Origin of the sequence: Marinobacterium iners, from assembly GCF_017310015.1 — a bacterium.
Lineage (GTDB): Bacteria > Pseudomonadota > Gammaproteobacteria > Pseudomonadales > Balneatricaceae > Marinobacterium > Marinobacterium iners.
The window spans coordinates 3620422-3644531 of record NZ_CP022297.1; the positions used below are offsets into that span (position 1 = coordinate 3620422).

At 54.9% G+C, this 24110-nt stretch carries 10 protein-coding genes; 2 read left to right on the forward strand and 8 right to left on the reverse strand.

What is annotated here, in order from left to right:
- The first annotated feature begins 460 nt into the window (after positions 1-460).
- Positions 461-1306, forward strand: a complete 846-nt coding sequence (locus CFI10_RS17140) for an inovirus Gp2 family protein (protein ID WP_206836865.1) — start codon at positions 461-463, stop codon at positions 1304-1306.
- Positions 1307-1466: 160 nt separating this feature from the next.
- Positions 1467-1925 carry a helix-turn-helix domain-containing protein gene (locus CFI10_RS17145; RefSeq protein ID WP_206836868.1) on the forward strand — a complete coding sequence of 153 codons (459 nt, stop codon included), beginning with the start codon at positions 1467-1469 and terminating at the stop codon, positions 1923-1925.
- 255 nt (positions 1926-2180) lie between these two features.
- Here the strand turns inward: CFI10_RS17145 and CFI10_RS17150 are convergent, their stop codons facing one another.
- The 8 genes from CFI10_RS17150 to CFI10_RS17185 all read right to left on the reverse strand — a co-directional run bounded on the left by CFI10_RS17150 (position 2181) and on the right by CFI10_RS17185 (position 23990).
- Positions 2181-3464 carry a hypothetical protein gene (locus tag CFI10_RS17150; protein ID WP_206836870.1) on the reverse strand — a complete coding sequence of 428 codons (1284 nt, stop codon included), beginning with the start codon at positions 3462-3464 and terminating at the stop codon, positions 2181-2183.
- A gap of 281 nt (positions 3465-3745) precedes the next feature.
- Positions 3746-3991 carry a hypothetical protein gene (locus CFI10_RS17155; RefSeq protein WP_206836873.1) on the reverse strand — a complete coding sequence of 82 codons (246 nt, stop codon included), beginning with the start codon at positions 3989-3991 and terminating at the stop codon, positions 3746-3748.
- 1184 nt (positions 3992-5175) lie between these two features.
- Positions 5176-6012, reverse strand: coding sequence for an RpnC/YadD family protein (locus CFI10_RS17160; protein WP_242530037.1), 837 nt, complete (start codon positions 6010-6012; stop codon positions 5176-5178).
- Positions 6013-6263: 251 nt separating this feature from the next.
- Positions 6264-8024 carry an ATP-grasp domain-containing protein gene (locus CFI10_RS17165; protein WP_206836875.1) on the reverse strand — a complete coding sequence of 587 codons (1761 nt, stop codon included), beginning with the start codon at positions 8022-8024 and terminating at the stop codon, positions 6264-6266.
- Positions 8025-8295: 271 nt separating this feature from the next.
- Positions 8296-10383 (reverse strand): VCBS domain-containing protein, encoded by a 2088-nt coding sequence (locus CFI10_RS19385; protein ID WP_206836878.1) that lies wholly within the window; start codon positions 10381-10383, stop codon positions 8296-8298.
- 204 nt (positions 10384-10587) lie between these two features.
- Positions 10588-11010, reverse strand: a complete 423-nt coding sequence (locus tag CFI10_RS17175; RefSeq protein ID WP_206836882.1) for a hypothetical protein — start codon at positions 11008-11010, stop codon at positions 10588-10590.
- Positions 11003-12259 carry a glycosyltransferase family 9 protein gene (locus CFI10_RS17180; RefSeq protein ID WP_206836885.1) on the reverse strand — a complete coding sequence of 419 codons (1257 nt, stop codon included), beginning with the start codon at positions 12257-12259 and terminating at the stop codon, positions 11003-11005. The genes CFI10_RS17175 and CFI10_RS17180 overlap by 8 nt, the downstream gene beginning before the upstream one ends.
- Positions 12260-12368: 109 nt before the next feature.
- On the reverse strand, positions 12369-23990 hold the full coding sequence (locus CFI10_RS17185) for a vWA domain-containing protein (RefSeq protein ID WP_206836888.1): 11622 nt from the start codon (positions 23988-23990) through the stop codon (positions 12369-12371).
- Between the last annotated feature and the right edge of the window lie 120 nt (positions 23991-24110).

Sequence of the window (24110 nt, forward strand, 5' to 3'; positions counted from 1 at the left end):
GTTAATTTTTACGCTGCCGGGTAATGCTGTGAGCGTGGTGATCAAACACTGAATTATCCACCCGAGTCGGAATGATTTTTTTTCTGAGCAAGGTGGTCAAGGTTTCCGGGGGCGTGTCTGTAGGCAAAACTCGATGGAGCGGGGTTTTTTGGCTGGGCGGTGTTTACGGTTACAGTAGTATATATAACCAACAGGTTAACCAATCAACCTATATACCCAACCAGCATACCTAACGTAACCAATCAAGCTATATAACCAACAGGTTAACCAATCAGAGCCTACGCTCTGGAACTCATCTCTCTACCACTCCCCCATCGTCATACAGGTCATAGCCTGATCTCTTCCCAAAGAGAGATCAGGCATACGTCCATGATACACAAGCCTCTACTTCCACCCCCTGAGAGTATCCACCCGAGTGATCTCCACGCTCAGTCCCTTTAACCGGTACTGGAGCACACTCATGAATCCTTACAACCCTGATCCATACTCAACCGATCACTACCCGCATCACTTTGCTGACCACACTGATCCTTGGGCAGAAAACCCGCACAACACAACCGACCGCCCCAAGCGGGTACCCGGCAGTCCTCAGCTACGGCTGTATTACGGGAGTCACTACTTGGGGTGGAGCGTCTCACAGCAGCCGCATTACGGCGGACTGATCGAAGATTACCTGGACCGTACCTGGGGTGTGATTGATAGCGCCCTGTCGGAATACCCGAGGGTCTATGCCGTCCGAGTGGATCTGCGTTACCCACAGGGCTATCCGGCAGAGCTGAGTCGTGACAATCAATGCATGAAGCGTTTCTTTGAATACCTGCAACGGGAGCTGGACAGGGCGGGTTTGAAATACCCGACCCGTGTACATTACGTTTGGGCACGGGAGCAGGACCGCAGTCCCAATCCTCACTACCACCTGGTGCTGATGTTCAATCAGGATGCCGTTCATCAGATCGGGACCTATACACCCTGCAACCAGGGCGGGTATCACCGTCAGAACCTGTTTCATCGGATTGCGCGGGCCTGGGCCTACGCACTGAGGCTAGCGAATGATCATGGAGTCGAAGGGCTGGTTCACTACGCGGTGGGGGGACAGTACGACACGGAGCGTCCCTACGGCTGTGACGATCCATATCCCAGCGAGAGTGTGGATCACAGTGCAGGGCAGTTTCAGATTCGTCAAGGCCAGCGGGATTACGAGTTAGCTAGGTTGTATTACCGGGCCAGTTACCTGTGCAAGACCTACAGCAAACGCTTGGGTGAAGGCGTGCATTGCTTTGGCAGCAGCCGCAGGCGTCGTCGTTAGCGGCTACAGGCGAATCAGTTGAATCGGAATCGATCCCGGCACACGGACGTGCATCGAGTGTGAAAAATAAAAAATAATATTCCCCTATCCTATGCAGCACGCAGCGACAGAGGAGAATCGAGCGATGCAGACCAACCGGATAAGGTCCAGGCTGGAGCCCATGAGCAGCACCGAAGATAAACGCCCACTGGACGCGGAGGGCGTGCCCCAGTGGCAGGCCCCGATACCGAATGGATTACCCGAACACAGTCAGCCGCTGTCACACCCGACTGCCGTGACTGCAGAACCGACACACCCGACAGAACCCGCCCACCCCGATCATGACGATGCGGTGCCGTACAGGACAGCCGATCAATCTGATCCTCCTCAGCCACCGAATCGAGCCAAGCGTCCTCAGAGTGATCCGCCGAAAGGACTCCACCCGAGCGTTGAGGCAATCCTTCGACTGCGCCACGAACGGGAGATGACCCAGGTGGAAATGGCCAGTGCATTGGGCATCAGTCAGCGCACGTTACAGGACTGGGAACGGGGACGGAGACAACCGCAAGGGCCGGGGAAAGCGTTGCTGGAACGGGTCAGGGAAGTGCTGGAAATAAACGGCCCTGCAGCACGACATTAGACATTATTAAAATAAAATTTAAAATAATCGGCTCAAAATCGCCCTTTAGAAGCAGGTTTTTGTGGTTTAAAAAAATAAAACGTCTTCAATGTCGTGCTGGCCGGTGAATCAAAGCAGCCGCATTGAGGCGTTCGAGAGGCCTTTGTGGTACCGGTTGAAGCAGGGATGAAAGCGTGTGCGAGGGTGCAGGTTCATCAGGGCATCGAGCGGAGAAGGGGCTTAAAACGCGCCCCTTTGAATACGATCAAAAAACACTCAAGCGTCCAGGCTAGGTGCTTGAGATTGATCCGTGGTAGAAGGTTCCAGCGGGGTGTTTCGACGGATGGTCCAGACCCGATACGAGCCCCGCTTCTCACCGAGGCACTCGATATCGGATGCAGCCAGAACCGGTTTGGCCTGCTTCAATGCTGCACCCAACGCCCTGGGTGTAACTGGCCAGTCGGTTGAACGAGCGCGCTTGGGCCGGAAGGACTCCAACGCATCAAGCCAATCACTTGCAGACTTTGACTGCTCGTTGAGCCTGTTCTGATTCAAGTAAGCGATCAGTGCCTGGGCAACGGCATTCTCCGAGAGCGACAGTCCCTGTCTGATGCTCGCCTGATGGTCCATTTCCTGAATAAACAGTTTCTCATCCTTGACTAATGCCCGGCACACCAAAATGCCGATCTGGCGGAAGACATCTGCAGGTGTGTGATTGCTTGCCGCTCCATGCTGCAGCAAGATTGGTTGGAGATGATAGTTGACGAAGGCTACCAAGTTGATCCATGCGCTGAAATAGGCGTCAAACTCAATGCTCATATCCACGTTTGCTGTGATATCTTCTCTGGACAGATGCAGTGTGATGGCGCGGTTCAGTAGCGGCTCATGGGTTATCACGCTTTCATCTGCCGACAGTAGGACGGGGCGTTGAACGAATACCGAGTAACTGTGGCGTTTGGGTTTCAGGCTCATATCAACGGCATAACCGTTGAGCAGGTCCAGCAGGTTCTTCTGTGCAGGTACAGTGAGTTCATCCACCGGACTGAAGTTCAGCAGGAAGTGGTCCAATGCCAGCGAGTCAAACTGTTTCCGTTGGGCTGGCACCTCAGGAATGAAGTCCTGAGTACAGGGGTCGATCAGCCGTTTCAGATCCCGCTGGAGCTTTTGCACACGCTCATCATCGTTATCGATCAACTCCAACATATATCCGCCGCTGGAAGCAATCAGCGTGCTGACCATCCAAGTGATCAGGACCAGGTACTCACCCTCGGGTACGGAATAGCCACGGAACAGGTTTTCCAGTGTGGAAGGATGTATGTTGCCAATATAGTGCGGGCTTGGTTGTGCAGATCGATTGAGTACTAACCCTATTGGCTGCATATCGCGACTGAATGCCCCCGCTTCTGGGGTATACGACGGAGCAATATGTAAACCGCTTCGCTGGTAGTAATACAGGGCGTTACCTGTAAATGTCAGCGAGCGGCCACAATGAACATTGTGAATTCGAAAGGATGTTTGAGTTTGGTTGCCACAAAAAAGATCCAGTGCACTTTTGATCATGCCGTCCGTCAGTTCCCTCCCATGTGTGTTCATTGCATAGGCTTTCAATGGCGCATAGAACGCATCAGAGCTTATGGGGTGCAGCGTGTAGTCGTATCGGCCTTGTAAGAAACATGCGTCACTGTTGTCTCGAATCAAAAAGTAATATTGCGATAGGTAGTTCACCATGTCCTGAATTAGCTGAGTCCGTGTCAGACCTCTTGTAGCCCGTACCTGCTGGGGTTGAGACTGTGCAGGATAGCCTCCCCTTTGCATGTATTCTCCTGTGATTGCTGGTTGTGCTAATGGGGCATTGGGTACGGAGTGTTGACTGGGCGGCCTGTAGATCGGGATTTCAGACTCTTCAGTACTCGATGGTGTTTCTGATACGGGATCAGCAGCAGATTGGGGTTGGGGTTGGGGTTGGGGTTGGGGTTGGGGTTGGGGTTGGGGTTGGGGTTGGGGTTGGGGTTGGGGTTGGGGTTGGGGTTGGGGTTGGGGTTGGGGTTGGAGTTTATGAATACAAGTGAAGGAACCCCCCGAGCCAACAATCCGACCCCGATATATATTGGTTTTTTCTGACATCACAAACGCTCCTATTAGTTCTATAAATGAATCTATGGAACAAATAAAGCGTATTTTGAACGTTTGTCAAGTCTGAGATCACACATCACTCGGCTTCATGCTGATACATTGCAATTGAAAAACGAAGCGTAAATACCACGAGGCTTGACAACTCGGAGGGGCATTGTCTACGTTGAAGTCTAGAAGTTTATATGTGTTAATAAATGGTCGTTACGGCTGCTATCTCAATCAACCTTCAACCAACGCGCAGCATCAATTTCGTCCGTAACTAGAACCAAATCCCCGGGGCTGAAGGAAGCCCACTCAAATCCAGCTGTTCACTCTAGAGAGTGGCAGCTAACGAATCTGAGCTGATGCGATAAACGTTTGCATCACGCGTTGATGTGCGCATCAGTTCTCTGAGTGGCGCCGGTCTGACCGGCCCTGGAGAAATAGTATGTTTTTGAACTCAAAGCACATCGGTTATCTGTCGCCTCCTATTGAAACGGACAGAAGAGTATTGGCACGATTTGGTCAAGCGTTTGTCGCCTTGACGCTGGCCGATATAACTCACCTTAGCAAGAGCACTCCTGTGCTGCTTCAGCCTTCACCACAGGCTCTGCCTGTCGCACCACTGGCAAACATCGTAATACCTCAATTACCACAATGCTGGAGATATTTCCCCTTAAAACTGAACGATCCCGTCCCAAAACCGCCATGGTACGGTACAGATGCTTTGTGCTGGATGAATGGCCGACCGCCTCCAACTATCACGCAATCTCAGAGTGCTCAGCTACAGATTAAACGCACACAGGCTTTGGTCGCCCTACTGCATGAAGCTGAGGTGCTAAAACCCATCCAGTTGCACTATAGAGGGACGCTGCATGCGTTGTGCGTAGTTGATGCGCACGCCTTACGCAGAAGCATGGACTGGTTCGATCAACAGCCAAGAGGACGATCAGCCGCTCTATTGGCCGATCTCCTGTTGGAATCTCAGGCGAGCCTAATCGTACAGGATGGAATCTGGATGATACCTGGCACGTATCAACAAAAGACGAGGCCCAGCGACAACATTTAACCCAACCCGGCCATCTTTATACCGGCACTGTACCACGCAGTGCCGGTGTCACTTTGTGGTCAGGGTGTCCGGTTCATTTGCTGCCATGGCTCAGTGATTGCCCAGCAGGGCTTCCAGGCTCTCAGCCGTCAGAACACCCCTCGTCCAGGCATCGAGCTTGGTCGTATCGGCTTGGCTGATCATCTCGGTTGCCCAATCCGGCAGTTCACCAAATTTCAACTCCAGCAAGCCCAGGGCCGTTTCACGCATTGTTTCTAACCGGCCCTCCATGCGACCTTCCATGCGGCCCTCCACCCGGCCTTTCTGGATACCGATCAGCTCACCCTTCTCCAACCCCACCCGTTCAGCGGTATTGATATACGGCATGTTCTTGTCCTCCTCGATCGCATAGATCGTGTTCAAAAATGCTTCATTCAGACTGCTGGGGAGCTGGATCATCCAATCAATCACGTTGAACAGCTCCAGGATCTGCTGCTTGCTGTAGCCGCGTTCGTACATCAGGCGGATAATGGCGACTTTGGCATCTTTACGCGCCACGCCGTCTTTCACTCGCTTGGCCTTCAGCTGTGCCATCACCACCAGGGCGAACACATTGGCGCTCTGTTCCAGCGCTTCCCAGTTAGACTCAAAATCGATCAATTTACTCATGGGAAAACGGTACTGCAGTGCACATCCCCAGCGATCATAATTGAATGCCGCTGGCCTGAAGCCGGGGCTGGTATCGGCCAGCACCGCAAGACTCACCACATCCACCCCGTAGCGGTCACGCAGGCGATACTGGTAAGTATACATCCGTTGTGCAAAAGCGTCCTCTGGCTCGCCCTGCACCTCAACATGAATCAGCACCCAGGTTTCATGGCCTTCCAGCGTGTGTACCTTGACCAGTTTATCGGCGTAACGCCTGCCAGAGTTGGCGTCAGGCGTCACCTGCTGCAGCTCTTTGTCGAGCGAGGTATAACCCTGGCGCCAGTCGATCTCTGCCGGGATATGCGGGAACAGCAGTTCCAGAAACTCCTTGAAATAGCCATCCAGGGCGATTTTTCAAGGGCTGTCGTGATCGGTGGTGCGATCCGTATCGGTGTCGGTCATGGGGCCTCCTGTTTGCTGAGCACAGGATAGCAGCTTGGCCTTCGCAACGGGAAGTTGACGCTCAGGCCCTTTGAGGTGGATGGCCTGCCTTAAGCCGTAGGGGTGGCCGCCGACAGCACCTGCATCCATTCGGGCGTCAGTGTGACTCCCAGGTATTCAACCCTGTCCACTTTATCCACAGGCAGACCCTGCTGCATAATCTCTCTTGCTGTACACATCACCACAAGCGACGTAACGCTTTTGTTGCGCAGCGCCGCCCTGACGGCCGGCCAGGGCTCTGCAGGTTCACACGCGAACAGCGCTTCACCGACACGCAGCAGGTCGCCACAGGCCAGGGCCTCACCGGCAGGAAGCGGCGTATGTTTCAGCTGTTCCCGTTCAGCTCCCAGACGGTCTTCCGTCACGACGTGAAGCGTCAACGCTATACGCTGCGGTATATCGCCCAACACCATGTGACCGATACGGCTTTCACTCCAGCCCGCCGCGACACAAGCATCCAGTCCCGGCGTTGTGTTGATTTCGATAAAGGCACCGACACCCATGGCGGGTGGCGCACTGATATCCGTCGTGATGTAGTCCAGCCCGGCGGTTGCAATGCCGAATGTTTGGGCAACCTGTTCCGCCATCGCTTTGAGCTGGGGGTGGACCTGATCGGTATAGTCATCGCAACTGCCGCCAGTCGACAGGTTGGCATTGCTGCGCAGAGACAGCCGTTGGCCCGCTGGCAGGCACGTATCCAGTGTCATACCCTGCGCAGCCAGATGCGCCACCAAATAGTGATCCTTCATAATGGGACGCAGGTAACGGCTTTTAACCAGGTTGGCGGATCGGGTCCGGTTCAGTTCATCCACCAACTCGGTTACCGTTGAGTGACCATCCCCTGTCACGCAGGCAGGACGGCGCCGGATCGCGGCAACCAGCTGGCCCGACACCAAAACCAAGCGGTAATCATCGCCGGGTTGATGCGACTCGATCATCAAAGGCCCGGTGGGGGCGAAGCGCCGGGCGTGGCTGTAAGCAGCCTCCAGACCCGCCTGATCGGTAATGGCAGCCGTAACCCCCTTGCCACCCCCACACGAAACCGGTTTAACCACACAGGGGTATCCGATCCGCTGCGCCGCTTCATGTAACTGGGCGGTGTCATTCACTCTTTCGAAACGTGGCGTGGGTAAGCCCAGTGACTGAAATATCTGTTTGGATAGTGGTTTATCGCTCTGCCAACGGCTACCCAGTGCCGCATCATCATTCGAGAAAGACTCGAAAAACACCCGGCTGTGTTTACCCCAGCCGAACTGCCAAAACCGGCTACCAGGCACAAAAGGCAACACGGGGATATTATGTGCCCGTGCCGCCACCCGGAGTATACGGGCCTGATAGTCGGGGTGATGCCGGCGACATGCCTGCTCCAGGTCGGCCAATCGAGCATTCAATGCCTGCATATCCAGAGAACCGTTCTGAACCGCAGTTAAGGTGCGAAGGCCCCGTTCAAACACCGCACGGGACAGCTGAGGCTCATGAAAGCCAAGCCAGCAGCACAGACGGCCCGACAGATCCCGCCGGACACCACCGGCCTGCAGGTCACCGCGCACATCGTTCAGTACACCAAGCGACCACTGAATCACCGCCTGCAATATCGCAACTGAATCACAGGCGTCAGCCTGACCGTTAGACTCAGATGTTGTTCCGTCAACCCATGCCGTAAACCGGCGGGTGAACTCGGCCGCCGCAGCCCATGTTAAAGGCGTGCGTGCGGACTCAAGATCCAGTACGGCCACAACGACCGGCTCCGTCGTGAACGGGTTGGGGCCATGAAACTCGTGTTGCCAGCTCAGCTGCATCTGGATTGACATCCTTTCGTTGTTCATCAGCAAAAGCGACCTGGGTGCCGCTTCTCGCACGCCAGTTCACCGACCAGTCAGGCAGCACTTTTACCCCAGAGCGGTCGCGCAGGCGATACTGGTAAGAATACATCCCTCAGCGCAAAGCGGACGTTGGCTCTTACGGCACCTCATCCTGTGACGATACCGGTTTTGTTTGAGGTCGAGCACTTATAAACAAAAATAGCTGAAAGACAACAAAAGGGCGCAACTGCGCCCTTTTGTCATTAGCAGATCACCTGCATTACACCAGCCACATATCCGGCATAATCTGTATCTGAACTTCCTGTACTGTTCCGTCAAACGAGACCAGATCAAACGAGTCAAACCATGACAGTAACGGGGGCCCTTCCGGATCTTCAGGATTGAAGGGGCCTTCAGGGCGTGGGGGCGCTTCACTTTCAGGGTTAAAGATATACTCCCATACACCATTTTCAGTGACAGTATAAGAGCCGTAGGCTGTAGTACCGTTGGTTACGACCTGGAACGTGTCCTGCGGGGTACCGTTATCGATATCCGTATTGTCTGCATCACCCGTTACACTCCAGTTTGGTTCGACAGGCTCAGGGGATTCAATAAACCCACCTATTATCAATTCACCACTGAGATCGCCTGAAAACTCGGCGGCATCATTGAGCCCATAGACTTCAACATGTGCGATCGCTGATGAGGTTGCCCCCTGTGAGTCAGTGACTGTGAACAGAAAACGATCGACTATTGATTCCCCCGCTGCCAACGACTGAATATTCATGGCCGAGGTCGGGTCATAGTCGACGCCGTTTTCACCGATTGAAACCGATGCACCCTGTTCAGATGTAGCCCCAACTGAAAACAATGACAGCGTATCGTCGGCATCGACATCCGTTGAGTTGGCCATGATGGCAGAGGCATCAAACGTCGTGACGACATCTTCGGTTTGCTGATCAATACTCTCTTTGGCAATCGTGGCTTCACCTATCTTCATCGTGGCACCCACATAACCACCTTGCGTGGCATCGTAGGAGCCCACACGAAAATCAAGAACGAAGTTACCTGACACCGCAAGGTCAACCTCATATTCCTGAATACCGGTACTGCCAGAGAAACCCGCATTATAGTCAAACACAGTTTCTACAATTTCAAGTGTGTCTGCGTCACGAATGTAACCAAAGCCGAGCGCGTAATCACCACCAGAGCTTAACTCGTACGTAAAACTGAGCGTATCGCCCGCCGACGCACTGAATGCGTTACTGACGATGGAAGGCCCGTACGCATTGCCACCATAATTGTTGTAAGCCAGATAACCATCAAAACTCAACACAGCGACACCTGAGTCACTATTCCAGGTACCACTGCGGTCAATTACAGCCGTGCTGGACCAAGTATCTGGCAAATCAGTTGTTACCGTGCTGACGGCCCAGCCGTTGAAATCCGGCTGTTCGTCAAACTCACCGTTCACCAGCAGATTGGCGACAAAACTGACATTACCCGCCACCGGCGCATCATTACGGCCCATCAGGGTCAATTCAACACTGGCCGTGTCGGTGATGCCACTGCCGTTGTCCAGCGTGTACTCGAATTGAGTAACCAGTGTGTCGCCTTCACCCAGATAGTCGTAGCCGGTTTCGCCATCCGCAAACCGGATCACACCGTTGCTCAGGTAAACATTGACCCCTTCGGTGGTGGTGCCGACCAAACCGTTTTCGTCAGTTACGATCGACAGTTGTGTGTTGTATTTGAGGTTTACGTCGTTGGCCAGCAGGTCCGCCACGGCGATGGCCAGGTTGTTTTCCTCACCTTCAGCGGTGTCATCCTCTGCAATGACACCACCGACTGTGTAGGTTTCGCCGTCGATTTCCAACCGCTCAATCTGATATAGCGTGTCCTGGCTACCGGTTGTGGATATTTTCAGCGCACTGCCGTACCAGCCGAAACTGTAGTCGCTGACTGGGCCTGAATACACAGCGGTGTCAATACCACTGCCACCGTAGAGCCGATCAAAGCCTGCACCGCCGATCAGACGATCATCACCCGCCCCACCCTGCAAGACATCGTTGCCGTCACCGCCATCGAGCGTGTCATTACCGGCTTCGCCATACAGCATATCGTTGCCGGTACCACCAAAGAGGTGATCATCGCCCAAACCGCCGAACAGGTAATCGTTACCGCCGCCGCCATAGAGCCAGTCGTTGCCAGCGCCGCCATACAGGCGGTCTGCCGAGCGGCTCGCGACCAGGGATTCGTCCTCAATGATATGCCCATCAATCAGGTACACACCGTATCCGTAGAGGTAGTCGTCATCATTACTGCCGCGCAGGTATGAGTAGATGCGGCTAGAGGTATAAATCGCCATCCGTGTAACTCCTTGTTAATGACCATGGCCGGGGGTAACCATGCAGGTGTTGACTTCGTGTATATCGATTCGGAATTTTATTATCGCCAAAGATACGGTAGTTTCCAGTGTATTAAACACTTAATTAAATCGACTTGAGGTACATCATAAGGTCAAAGTCACTCAACCGCACGTCCATACTCTCTATATGAGACCACCCTCTCATTATTCATCAACAGAGGCGTATGCCGGGTGACTTTTCTCTTCTGTCAGCTCACTGCCCAGCAGGGTGTCGATCTGGCGTTTGAGCTGTGCCCGCTGGTCGTTCAGGCGGTATACGCTGCGTGACAGCTGGATGAAGGCATCGTCAAAGCACTGTCGGGCTTCATGTGCCCGTTTGCCGTTTTCGATGTCCCATAGCTGGTCATTGACGGTCTTAAGGGCCTGTCTGAGGTCATTCAGTTCGGCGGGGTATCGGGCCGTGTCGCCCACGACAGCTTCGAGTGCCGCCTGTTCACGGGCAATGTTGCGTTGTTTGGTGGGGTCATCAATGCGTTCGCGTTTAATCGCCAGGATCGACAGCTTGTCGAACACTTCGCCCCAGGCCACGGGAATCAGGGGCCGGGCGGGCCAAGCGGGTTTATGCATGATGGGGGACCTCCGTGTCGGTGGGTTTAATAACCTTGTGTATGACCTGCTCGATCGCCGCCAGCCAGCAACTTTCAAAGTAGGCCTTGTGTGCCGGGGTGTTGAGCACATCGGCGGATAGTTTGTACTGGTCCCAGTAGCGATGGTCTCGATCCACCTGGATTGAGGTGAGCAACGGCTGATAGGGTAACATGCCGTGTTGATACCCACCCTGGCCCATCAGCAGGTCTACCGTCGGTTTGCCAACCGCATTGGCAACATGCAGCAGAAACGAGTTACAACTGACTACGCTATCCACGGCGGACACGGCACCATACAGCTCACTCAAACTGCGATCTCGGATCATTAAGCAGGGACAGTTTACCGACTGGGCCGCCGCAACAACGGCATTATCATCGGTCACAACGCGCAGGCTCTGCTGTTTAAGTGCCGTACACAGTCGCAACAAAGCCACAGCGGGAATTGAGCGCAAGGGTGTCGAAGCCGTCGCATGCACAAAGATATCCTGCACACTCGCCTGTGGTTTGGACGCTATTACGGCAGCGACCCCGCGTGCGAAATCATCCGCATTGATGTTACCGCAGGATGCCTGCTTTAGCTCAGGGGCGATCTTTTCCGGTGCGACACCCAAATTGATCAGATGAAAATCCGGCCAGGGCACGCCCCTGAATCCCGGCAACGACACACAGCCGGAAAAATCAAAACAGGCATCATACTCTCGCCATTCGTCCAGGCGGATGGGGGTGGTGCGGATGCGCGTCACCCAGGGCTCGTGCTTGAGCACATAGTCCGGTTTGGTGGCGGTCCATGAGCGGATCACGTCCACCTCAATCAGGGGGTGGATCGCTTTCAGCAGCGGCAACACCAAGCGAAACGCCTGTGCGCCGACCAGGTTATCCCCCAGCCCTGTACCCAGGGCATTGAACAGCGCCAGGCGCAAGGGTTGACCGGGGCGGATGCGCGCACGCAGTTGGGCGGCAATCTGTGGATCCAGCGGCAACAGTGTGGGCCTGCCCTCGTGCCCGTTGAGTGTGATGGGCAGTGTAAAGGACGGGTTTTGGGCGGGGTCCAGCACACGGCACTCGACCCCGGTTTTTTCGGCACTGGCGGCGATGCGTTTTTGGCCCTGACGGGTATCAAGATAGATCTCGTAGGGGGTGACCCGCGCGAGGTCACCCGGGGCCACAAACGGATAGGGCGAGTCACCCAGTTTGCCGATAAAGGTTTTCGTCACAATAAAGGCTTGCATGGTATTCCTTCCATAAACAAAAACCCCCGCCTCCTTGTGAGAAGCGGGGGTTTTATCAGCCATCACTGGCCCGCACTGTAGGGCGGGTCAGTGAATGAAGCGATTAGCTTCAGGCTACGATGTCGCCAAAGACGAAGTTGTTTTCGTCGATGCCCACCAGGTAGATGGCGCCATCGGCCTCACCATCCTGATTTGCATCGAAGAACAGTACGCCTGTTCCTTCGTACTCATTTTCAACACCGTCGTCAGCCAGGCTGGTCAGGTAGTACTGCAGGTCACCCGCACTTGCTACGAAGGCGTCGTTTGCATCGCTCAACGCAGCCGCAAACGTATTGTCGATCTCAGTACTCCAGGCCACTTCAGCGCCGGTGGCAAAGTTGACAGCGGTACCTGCAGCCAGACCGAGTGACAGCTCATCAGTACCGGACATAAAGTCCGTGATGATATCGATATTGCCATCCATCAGGTCAAGACCGGTGCCGGAAGCACTGCTGCCCTCGAACGAGCCCACAGGTGCAACCGGCCAGGTCACAGTGAAGCCACCAATATCAGCATCAGCCGCTTCGATCTCGATGGTGCCAGCACCATTCCCGATGTCGTTTGCTGTGACGATATAGCGGTTCAGTGTATCCGCGGCATCCAGCGCAGTAGCGAGGCCCGCTGCGATTTCTTCAACCGTATCACCGGCCTGAGCTTCGTAGGTTACACCCACGCCCTCTTCGCCGATCTCGATACCATCCTTGCCTTTGACCAGCAGGGTGTAGATCTCGCCCTCAACAATCGGGGTGTCATCGGTGATGGTTACCAACTCAACCTGAGCATCGTCAGTTCCCGGCGTATTGTCCTCAACAACTCCGAAGGTGCCACCAGTGGTATCACCATAAGTCACTGAGTCAATGTCGAAGCGGTTACCGGTAAGGCCCCAGGCTTCAACGACTGCCGGGTCAGAGTCACTGATAGCCGCATCAACACCTGCAATGGCATCCAGCGTGTTACGGATCTCAGTAGCCACATCTGCAGCGTTGGTCAAGTCTACACCAGCCAGTGAAACAACAACCGCATTCACGATATTGTTCACCTGATAGGTGATGGTCAGCGTCTCGATAGTTTCTGCTTCATTACCATCGGCTGCTGTTACCGTTACCCACGCTTCATCGTACGCCTCAGTCAGGGTTTCAGTTGACAGCTCGGCTGGTTCAGACGTGATAGTCGTGAACTCAAAGCGATCTGCACCTGCACCGCCTGCCAGCACATCAACCGATCCGTTTGCCTGCGCTGTAGTGCCACCGCTCAGAGTATCTGCGTTGTCACTACCGGTCAGGAACGTACCGCCAGTTGCACCACCATTCAGTGTGAAGCCATTGCTTCCACCGGCAAGTGATACGTCGATGGTTGCACCACCGGATGCAGCTGTCAGAGTGGCTGTGCCGTTGTTGATGGTCTCAGCCGTAGCGACGAATGTATCGATGACGTCTGCAGTTACAGACGCATCAGCAGAGACAATCAGAACATCCTTGTCGTCTTCCGCTTCAGTATCTGCGAACAGGCCTTCAACAATGTCGTCACCTTCATCGATCATGTAGGTGTCGCTGCCGCCACGACCCACAAGTGTGTCGTTACCGGCACCACCGATCAGCGTATCGTCGGTCTCTTCACCTGCAATGATGTAATCATCGAAGGCAGAACCGGTGATGGTCTGGCCGATCTGGCTGTTGTCGTCATCAATACCGTAAGAGAACGAAGCCGCGAACTCATCATCCGCATCATCTTCCGTCAGAACCACTGCCGACAGGTCGACGTTAGCGGTACGCAGCGAATTGAAGATGCTAGCAGTAGCGTCATCGCCGTTACCGATAACCTCAACGGTACCTGAGCCAGCGACTATACTACCGGCAGCCTCAAGTTGAGCAACCTGTGCAACGGTCAGGATCAGGGTCTGATCCGCAGGTACGAAGATGAAGGCGCCGTTCAGATCCAGCGTTACCTCGGTCAGGTCCACTTCACCGTCGATGGTCAGGCTGCCGCTATTCACTTCCAGGATCGCGCCCGCTTCGAACATCGGGTTGGTGGTTTCCTGAATGGTCAGGTCAACATTGTTGAACACCCAAGTGCTGCCAGCTTCCAGCAGCGGAGAGGTCACAACGCCGTCGACATTACCTTCGCCCAGAATTGCGGTGACTGTACCTGTTCCGCCATTCAGCGTGAAGGCAGCAGTGGCATCGTCATCGGTACCGTCGATCAGCGCCAGCACACCCAGGTTGACTTCCTTAGCACCATCACCGAGAACGCTGATGACACTCAGGTCAGCGCCGGCCACACCGGCGTACGGTACACCGTTGCCATCCAGGTTGAGGACGTACTCGCCTTCAGTTTCGTCATAGACGTGGCCGAAGTAGATGGAACCGACTGCCACACCTGTTTCGATACCCAGTGTTTCGATATCAGCTACTGCTGCAGCCGGGCTACCGCCGGTTACGACCAGGTTGCCAGTATGGCCAGCAGCATCCACGGTTACCGTGTTGTCCACTTCAGGATCGCTGGTATCCAGTGACTTGATGGTGACATCGTTGTCGCCGGTTACAGTCAGCGTTGCGTTGGCAGTGGCATTGGCGGCGAAATAGATCGTACCGATTTCAAGATCGTTACCAGTCGAGATATCCTGACCAGGACCACCGTTAGTGGAGAGCGCATCACCTGTATTCAGGATCACGTTTATCAGCTCAAGCCCTTCAGCCGCACCGATTGTGATATCACCGATGATGTTCGGTGCAGTCGGTGCGTTGTTGACCTGATCGTCATATCCATCAGCCGCCAACAGGTCACCGGTATCGTCTGCCAGAACAGAGTCGATGGTCAGTGTGTTGAACACAACTGTGGTCGGATCAAGATCACCCGGCTGAGCATCAGTGTTATCGATGATCAGGTTATCCAGCTCGATGCTACCCAGCGTAACTTCACCACCCATCTGGATGGTCAGCGACTGGATGTGCTCGAACTTGTCTTCATCGGCGAAGATCAAGCCGTTCGGCAGGTTCGTGAACGATGCCAGCTCAACCACGCGATCAACGCCTTCAGACGGGTAGGTCAGCGTCAGGTTGCCCGGATCAGCGAAGTCGATACGGATGATGCTATCCGGCAGGCTGCTGAACAGCTCTTCCAGATTGGCACCATTCGCCAGCGCTTCGGTGAACCACAGACGTCCGATCTCTTCGTCGTAGTTGCTGGTGTCGAGTGTGCCGGTCACGCTGTCAAACAGCCACACCACGTTGGTGGTGTTGATCAGCGCTTCTTCTGGTGGCTGTGCCAAATCATCGGCATTAGGATCAACGTACCCTGTACCACCATCGATCACGTCGATATCACGGCCATCGGCCTGTTCCTGAGTGGCGAAGCGAATGGTCTGACCACCCAGTGCGTCATCAGCATTGTCTACCACTTTCAGCTTGATGGTCACATTGCCCAGGTCTGTACCTGTCGACAGGGTGACATCATCGTCCGCCAGGGTGGCCGAGGCCGGTACCTGAAGGCCGCTGAAGTCGTAATCGAACAGTTCGTTGGCATCGTCGTTATCACGTGCAGCGTCGTTCGCCGGGTTGTTGTCGTTATCGTTCAGGTTGGTGTACGCACCCAGATCGATAATTTCAACTTCGCCTGTGAAGCCAGTCGCGCCGGTGTCCGGCCCGGCCACGATGTTCAGGCCAGACGCCTGCTCAGCGGTCAGGGTCAGCTTAACGCCATCGGCCAGTACGATATCCTGCACCTGAGTGATCTCGAGGTTCAGGGCGCTCCAGTCAGTGTTGGCATCGATGTACAGGGTGGTGTTGGCACCCAGGTTGATGTTCAAGTCACCGGCTGTCCAGGTATTACCCGCACCGATATGGATCTCTGAGTCAACAGCCGCGTTGGTGAAGTCGAAGCTCCAGCCAGTCTGGTCGTCATCAGTACCCAGCACATCATCAGCGCCATCGGCGTCTGTGACGTTCAATGTGGTGCCACCCAGTGTCAGCGTGGTGGTGCCAGTACCGGAGGTGAAGTCGAAGTTGGTTGAATCCAAGGCTTCGATTACGCCCAGTGTCAGGCTACCGCTGTGACCGGATGCATCAATTGTGGACAGGTCAGCACCGTCGATACCGTTGTTGCCAGCACCTGTGTGAGTGTCCAGCACGATGTCGCCGCTGCCGGTGAACACCAGGTTCTCGGTATCCGTCAGTTCAAGTGCATCTGAACCGCCAGTCACGGTCAGCAGACCGCTGCCCTGATGGTCGATATTCAGGGTTGCGATATCGGTGTCGCTGGTATCCAGCGCCTTGATAGTGACATCGCCCGCTCCGGTGATGGTCAGGTTGGCGACAGCGTCGTCAGCCGGGACATCAATGGAGTTGAACGTGATCACACCCTGGCCTGCGCCGTCACCGATGACCAGATCCTGTTCGGCGTTGATCGCAACGTTGAGCAGGTTGTTATCACTGGTATTCGGGGCACCCAGGACAGTCGCGGTACCGATATCACCCAGAATGGTGTTCAGCTCATCACCAACGGAGTTGATAGTCAGCTGATCGAAGTAACGGATATTGTAGTTAGCAGTATCCTTATCGGTACGCGTCGGGATGCTGAGATCGCCGTTCAGCGTAACATCACCTTCCAGGTTCAGAACCAGCGTACGGACTTCGTCGGTATTATCCCAATCATTGAAGATCAGGCCGGTCGGAGTCGTGATGCCTTCTTCGATCGATACAACACGGTATGTCGCATCCAGGAAGCCAAGGTCAGCCGGGTCTTCATACAGACGCAGCTCAACTGTGCTGGCCAGGTCATCAATGGAGTACTCAACATTAGAGTTACCACCAATGGTGAAGCCGTTCGCCAGCGCTTTCAGGATGGTGACATCATAGCCGGAGGCATCAATCTGACCCGGGTAAGTAGTGTGCGGTGTGAACTGGAATACCAGCGTGCTGTTGGCACCACCGGTCACGTTCAAGCCGCTGGCCTGCAGCGCACTGGCCAAGCCCAGGGTCTGACCGTCTGCCAGCAGGACTTCCAGGCGAGCCAGGTCATCCAGGTTGGTAACGGCGTTCAGATTCACATCTTCAGCCAGTGACAGGGTCACGGTGGCTGCATCCGCGATACCGGACAGGTTGAGGCCATCAGCTACGTCGTTGCCGTCTTCATCATAGTCAATATCCGCCTGCGTCAGGTCGGTGATATTCACTGTGAAGGCGTTACCGTCGCTGTTATCGCCGTCGGTATCCACACCTACGATGGTGCCCGCTGCAGCCAGCTGCTGATACTGCGCTGCCGTCAGGTTCAGCGTGCTGCCTTCCAGAACGCGGATTTCGCCAACGCCTGTCAGATCAGTGGTCGGATCCAGGGTGATGGTGCCTTCTGCGATTGTGACGGACGCAACCGTGATGCCTTCAGCAATGGCTTGTGCATCGAACGGATCGCTGCCCAGCTCAACGATGTGCAGGACTTCATCTTCAATGGAATCGGTCGTGCCGTTCAGCAGGTTCGCGGTACCCAGTACATCCAGCTGTGCCTGAGACAGGGTCAGTGTCGCCTCTTCACCGATGGTGATCTGGCTTACGCCGGACAGATCATCGTCAGAGAGGTCCACGTTACCCGCAATGGTCAGCTCAATGTTGCTGCCGGTGAAGCTCAGGGCATCGGTGTTACCTGCTGCCTGGTCGATCTTCGCAGCATCGATGGTCAGGCTCAGGGTGCCGGTGCCGTTGTTTGCAACAGTCAGGCCGTCGATATCGTCATCCGTGGTATTGACCGCACCGATGGCGACATCTGCACTGCCGGTCACGGTCAGTGTGGCGATCGCTGCACTGTCGTCATTCGCGGTAACGCCGTCAGCCGGGGTGTTATCCAGGCTGCCACTGTCATCTTCACCGTGTGAGCTGAACAGGATTTCGCCTGTCAGTTCAAACGCCTGATCAGCATTGATGGTGACGGATTTCAGGTTGTTATCACGGCTGCCCACAATAATGGCAGGGCCATACGCGGCGGGTGTGATATCACCATTGATCACGTTGGCGGTCTGGCCGTTGATCTCATTCGCACCGGTACCGGTGGAGTTGATCACCAGCGACTGCAGGTAATGCGGTACCAGGCCGTCTTCGTCTACATCGACTTCAACGGTGGACAGTACCAGGTCGCCATCATGGATGCGTGTGCCACCTTCCAGGTTCAGGGTCAGGTGAGTGATCTCTGAATCCAGCTGGTATTCGTTGAAGGAGATGTCACCGAAAATGGTGGTGCCTTCTTCAACCACGACGTTCTGCAGACGGCCCGCCACATCACCCACACCGTTGTAGATGACTTTGGTGACGCGCTCGAGCAGGTTCTCGAACATGTAGTCAACGTTGTTGCCCGATACCAGCAGGTCGGTCAGACGCAGGTAATCTACATCAAAACCGGATGCATCGATGTTGGTCGGGTAATCACCGCCCGTGGTTGCCAGGAACTCCAGGGTAGACTCTGTTCCGCCAACAACGGTTACGCCATCCATTTCGCTCAGCGTCAGTACGCTCAGCGACAGGTTGTCACCGATGTTGATGGTCAGGTTGCTGTTGCCAGCTTCACCGTCATCGTTGACGTTCAGGTTGGAGCCAGTCGGCAGTACGACGGATTCTGCCAGCGTCAGGGAGACGTTGTCAGCCGCGATGCCGGTCAGAACCAGGGCATTTTCAGCCACATCAGCCTGTGCCAGGTCCGTGATGTTGACGGTGAAGTCGGTTGTGCTACCCACTCCGCTGATCACACCATTGTTGGTCAGCTGCTGGAACTGGGCTGCGGTCAGGTTCAGGGTGGTGCCTTCGTTGACCAGCAGTGTGGTCACGCCGGTCAGATCAGTATCCGGGTGCAGGGTTACAACCGGCTGATCAATGATGGCGATGGTGTCAACAACAATGTTGTCGATACCAAAATCGTTCAGATTGAACGGCTCTTCACCCAGATCGGACAGCTGCAGACGGGCAGTAGCGTCAGCACCGGTGATGTTCTCCGGTCCGATTTCGTATGCCTGTGCAACGGTCAGGTTCAGAGTATCGCCAGCGCCTACCACGACAGTGTCGACGTCTGTCACATCCGCACGGGTCAGGTCAACGGTGATGCCTGTGCCTGCGGTTGCTTCATCTGTGCCGTTATCCACAACCAGGTTCAGTTCACCCGCTGAGGTCAGGACGCTGTCTTCAGACGCTACAAATGCAGCGGTCATGGTCAGCTCAGTGACACCTTCAGAACCGGTGAAGCTGAAGTCTTCAGCTGCTGTCGAAGTCACGGCTGTTGCTACCGTCAGATCACCTGCAACCGCAGAGGCGTCGATGGTGTTGATACCATCAGCCAAGGCTGTATCGATCGTCAGATCACCTTCAGCAGCCAGTGTCAGGCTTACCAGATCAGCACCCACAACGGAGGCGATCTCAGCAGCCGGACCTTCAGCGGTGATGGTCAGGGTGTCGGCATTGTCGATATCGATGCCGTAGGCTTTCAGCGGACGGTCATCACCGGCAACGGAGTGAACCAGGTTCACAACGGCCGCAGCGCCTCCCCACTCAAAGTCTGCATCCAGCTTACCGACGTTGGCGGTGCCGGTCGGGCCATCCGCTTTCGCAGTCGTACCGCCCTGCAGTTCAAACACAAGACCCCAGGCTGCATCTTGAATTACCAGGGTATCGTTGTAGTTGCCACGCAGTGCCATCACTTCCAGATCTTCGGTCGTGTCGCACAGCTTGATGGTCGCGGTGTTGCCAGTGCTGCCTTCAGCCGTCGGGCCATCGATCTGGGTGACAACGTAGCGCGCAACGCCTTTGGAGATCAGGCTGTTAGCGTCGGTTTCGTCGAAGCCTACACCGTCAGTTGAGTCATCATCGGCCAAGTGTACCAGCACTTCGGTTGCATAACCGTTGTTGCCGTTACCGTAGATCGCACCACCCTGAGCCAACTGTTCGAAGTGGTCAATGGTCATGCCGCTGACAACGCCTTCGAGTTCAGAGAAGTCGATGGTGAAGGTGTTTTCTGAGTCACCCTGCACTTCGCCCAGCTGGATCGGGCCTGTGAAGGTGATATCACGTGCACCGGTGATTTCCAGGTTGGTGTGCCAGGTTGTCAGACCATCATCGGTTACACTGTTGCTGCCAGTACCGGTGTTGATCTTGTACACGACTTCGGCCGGTACGTCAGCCGGGCGGTCGTAACCCACGATTTCGTTACCGTCTTCATCGTAGCCGGTTTCGCCAGAGAAGCTTACGTTGTACCACTGGCCATCGACCATGAAGTCGTCAGACAGTGAACCACCGTAGTAGACGTTACCGTCGATGTTGGTTTTGATCGTGTCGCTGGTGTTGAACGGGTCAAACACGCCTGCAGCACCGGTAATCACAACATTACCAGCAGCCAGGTCGGTGTTGCCGTCGTCAGCCAGCGTGATGCCCTGCGGAGCCACGCGGGTGTGCAGCTGTTCAGCTGTCATTTCCAGGGTGACGCCATCCTGTACTTCCAGGATCAGGTCAATATTACGCGACAGGTTGTCAACGCCCAGGTCAGTCAGGGAGATGTCATCGGTGACGATGATTTCAACTTGCGCGTAGGTGTGGAAGATAGAACCTTCAACACTGAAGTTCTCGGCACCGATGGCCAGGAACTGCTCTGAGGTGAGGGTCAGCTTGGCGTTATCTACAGTGCGATCAGCACTGCCCACATCGCCATTATCCAGTACAACGCTGGTGATGCCATTCAGTGTTGCTGCACGCAGATCACTGTCAGCATTGACCACCATGGTGATGTTTTCACCTGTAATGCTGGAGCCTTCGTAGGCAACAAGGCCTTGTGCCAGACCATCTGCGTTACCCAACACAAGAACGTTATTGCCTTCGCCCAGGTCAATATTGACTTTGGCACCATTGCCGTTCAATACAGCAATATCACGCCCCAAGTCTTCGAGCAGACCGCTCAGCTCGGCAGTGGTCGGTGCAACAATGCCATCCAGGTCGGCGTTAGCGCGACCGTCGTAAGCCATGCTATTGATAACATCAATATCACTCTGATCATTTGCACCAATGCCCAAGACATTTGCGCGCACATCATTGGCTACGAGGAAGTCGATCCACGCCTGCTCATCTGGAACACTGTTGCCGCCATCCGTGATGAATACCACTTCATTGGCGCCACCTACATTGTACGTACCCGTCTGATCACCAAACGCAGCCTGTACTTCAGTAATAAAACCAGCTGTATTCCAGTAACCCTGGGCCTGCATTGTATTAACGACTGCGAGTGCCTGTGCCTTAGTGACCCAAGCATCGGCCGGCTGTGTGCCTGAGCCCAAATCCGCAACCAGATACACAGCAGTATCGTCAGGCAACTGATCAAACAGCTCCGCAACAGCCGCAGCCTGTGCGTCGATAGGTGCGGGCGTCTGACCATTGCTCATTGAGCCTGAATCGTCCAACACCAACACCAGGTTCGGAGAAGCCGTTACCCCTGATGCTTCACTACCTTCACGACCCGCAACCGTAACAACATCATCACCACCCTGAGAGTTGATGGTGATTTCACCAGCGCTGGCCGTAATAACATCAGCGCCTTCACCGGTTGTGATGGTCACATCATCAACGTTTGCAGCGCTAACCGTATTGCCGCCATTACCCGCTGTCACAGAGACAGTGTCGCTGCCATCAACACGGATGGTGTTGGCACCGTCGCCCGCAGTGATGGTAACAACTTCACCGTTTTCGGCGGTGAGTTCGTTGTCGCCATTGCCGCCGTTGATGGTGACAGCCTTGCCGTTGTTGTTGGCCTGGAACTGGTCATCCGCTTCAGCGGTACCGGTGAAGATCACTTCATCATCGTGGCCATCAATGGTCAGATCCACACCGCCGGTGTTGGCAGAGGCATCGATCACAGCCGGACGATCGTCATTGAAACCAGCTGCCATGTTCTCTTCAACAGAGAAGATCGCTTCGCCGCTGATGTTCAGGTGGCTCAGGGTGCCGCCTGCGAAGAACTGATGCATGTGGTTCTCGGTACCCTGAGAATCGATATTCAGGGTCGAGGCGTTGTGCAGCAGGTTGATATCGGCATTAACATCACCGATTGCCAGCTCGATGTTCAGCTCACCGGTCAAGCCTTCGCCGTAGTGAACGGTCACGTCCTGGCTGAACTCGCCTTCGAAGCGGGTCAGCGCGCCGTTGCGTACACCGGCAATTGTTAGCGTACCCAGAGTCGCTTCATCAACACCGTCAAAATCGGATTCGGTGATGGTCAGCTTTTCGAGGTCAACGGCACGGGACAGGTCGATGGTAGAGTCGTTGGAGCCGTCACCGGACAGATCCGGGTAAGTGCTGTCGCCGCTGTCATTGGTGTAGACGTTTGGCAGGTTTTCGATGTTGATCGTCTGGATGTTCAACAGCTCTTTCGGCTGAGCGTAGTAGCCTTTGGCGTCGATTTCCAGAGTGTTGTTGCCTTCGCCACCGTCGATGTAGGCACCGTGCAGCAGGTCCAGACGGCCTGCAACGATGAAGTCATCCGCAGCAGAGGTTTTACCGATCTCTTCGGTACCGCCGTTGTTCTGAGTCGGGGTCAGGATGATCGGGTGGTTGGTAACGATGGTATCGCCTTCAACAACGGCATCGATCAGAATCGGGTTACCATCGGCGTCATCCATCAGGTTGCCATCGGCATCTCTTGCCTGAACCTGATAAGCGACTTCTTTTTCGAACAGGCGAGAGTTGCCATCGGCATCAAACAGCAGACCGTTCAGGTACTCGAACTGTTCCTGAGTCAGGGAGACAACTGTTTCTGCAACCGTACCGTCCAGCAGTGTAACGCGGATCTGGTAGTTACCGGTGTAGTCGCCATCCTTGCCGGTGTCGAAGCCCGTGTCAGCGTCATTATCGCCAACCGTTACAGAGCCGTCGCCGGTATTGTTGAACTGATCGCCCTGGCCGCCCTGGAGTGAGTCCGCGGCTCCTTCGATCGTAATCTCAGCAATCTGGCCCAGGCTGTCGTTGATAACGCCGAATACGTCATCGGCCATATCGGCGGCTGTGAACAGGTAGGCATTGACTGTGTCCCACACCTGACCGGCCGGTACGCCTTCACCTGTTTCCGGGTTGCCCCAGTAGGTCAGCGTCTGCGTCGGGATGGTGTCATCCAGCACTTCAATCGTGCGAATTTCAGTCAGCGTGAATACGCTGTTCGGGTTGATCTGGCTGGCAACAGCTTGCTCGACATACTCAGGCGTAACGTCGGTGTCTTTGTTGACATCTTTCAGCAGGTCAATGCCGTCCAGTGCTGTGAAAGGCACTTCGTAGTCAGCCGGGTCACCATTGCCAACGGGGTCAACCTGTGCAACCAGCTCATGAGAGAAGGCCACCTTGGCATTCACGGTTGCCAAGTCGTCATTCTGCGCACCGTTGATGATCGCAAATGCCAGGTTGGTCAGGCTGAATTCGCTATTGGCCCAAAAGCTGATCTCTTCGGCAACTGCAGCACGGTCAAAAGCTGACTGGTAGATCTCAGCAATTACTTCTTCGCGTGATTTGGAACCGTAGAGCGCCTGGTTCTCTGCGTTCTCCGGGGCTCCGAAGGCGGCAGAGATGACGGTCCAATCCTGATATGTCTCCAGCTGATCTACCCAGTACTTCAGACCTTCTGGGTCTGCAGGTCTCTGGTAGTAAGCTATGTACATCTGATGTACCAGCTTTTGATTTGCTGTCAATTCCATTCTTCTTTCCTCATTGTGTTCACACGTCAAAACAACATGGACATCAGCAGCAGACAGCGAAGGTGGTCCTTCCACAACCTACCGCATTGGCCTAAATACTCTACCACGTTAAGTGTTTCA

Bases quoted from the DNA above. Each gene is read 5' to 3' on its own strand.
- CFI10_RS17140 (WP_206836865.1), top strand. From the start codon at position 461: ATGAATCCTTACAACCCTGATCCATACTCAACCGATCACTACCCGCAT.
- CFI10_RS17145 (WP_206836868.1), top strand. From the start codon at position 1,467: ATGAGCAGCACCGAAGATAAACGCCCACTGGACGCGGAGGGCGTGCCC.
- CFI10_RS17150 (WP_206836870.1), bottom strand. From the start codon at position 3,464: ATGATCAAAAGTGCACTGGATCTTTTTTGTGGCAACCAAACTCAAACA.
- CFI10_RS17165 (WP_206836875.1), bottom strand. From the start codon at position 8,024: ATGTCAATCCAGATGCAGCTGAGCTGGCAACACGAGTTTCATGGCCCC.
- CFI10_RS19385 (WP_206836878.1), bottom strand. From the start codon at position 10,383: ATGGCGATTTATACCTCTAGCCGCATCTACTCATACCTGCGCGGCAGT.
- CFI10_RS17175 (WP_206836882.1), bottom strand. From the start codon at position 11,010: ATGCATAAACCCGCTTGGCCCGCCCGGCCCCTGATTCCCGTGGCCTGG.
- CFI10_RS17180 (WP_206836885.1), bottom strand. From the start codon at position 12,259: ATGCAAGCCTTTATTGTGACGAAAACCTTTATCGGCAAACTGGGTGAC.
- CFI10_RS17185 (WP_206836888.1), bottom strand. From the start codon at position 23,990: ATGGAATTGACAGCAAATCAAAAGCTGGTACATCAGATGTACATAGCT.